The 516-nt window shown below is 56.2% G+C and carries 1 protein-coding gene; it reads left to right on the forward strand.

Going from position 1 to position 516, the window contains the following annotated elements; translation table 11 throughout:
* Positions 1 to 404, forward strand: a 404-nt coding sequence (locus tag NKH21_RS32740) for an ATP-binding protein (protein ID WP_352870040.1), incomplete at its 5' end; no start/stop codon positions are given.
* Between the last annotated feature and the right edge of the window lie 112 nt (positions 405 to 516).

A 516-nucleotide genomic window follows, 5' to 3' on the forward strand; every position in this document is an offset into this window, starting at 1 on the left:
TTTGCAGCAGTTTGGCCGCTTCGATGATCGGGGAAACACAGGCTATCGCCGTCAACGTCATGGCGGAAAATGGAAGGATAGATTCCCAGAAGGCGGTGAGCCTTGGCCTGATCGTAACCGAGCTCGTTCTCAACGCCATCAAGTATGCATTCTCGACAGAAAAGGTCGATGCGCTGATCTTGGTGACCTATGAGACCGATGCTGAGGATTGGAAGTTGACCGTATCGGACAACGGGTGGGGCAAACCCGTTGGCGACATTCCAGGTGCGGGACTGGGGACAGCGATCGTGGAGGCACTTGTCAAACAGCTTGAAGCACGCATTGACACCGTCACGGGCAACACTGGCACGACGATCGCCGTTACCAGAGCGACATTCACGTCGCGGATGCCGAAAGCAGCATAGCTTGGTCGCTTGGCGTAGGCTTTAAGCGGTTATCCGAATAGTGCCTCGAAGATCGTCCCATCAGGTGGGTGTAGCTCGAATGTTTCGAAGCCGCTCGCGAGCGGCTGCCGCT

The sequence above is a fragment of the Mesorhizobium sp. M1329 genome (genome assembly GCF_040318035.1).
Lineage (GTDB): Bacteria > Pseudomonadota > Alphaproteobacteria > Rhizobiales > Rhizobiaceae > Mesorhizobium.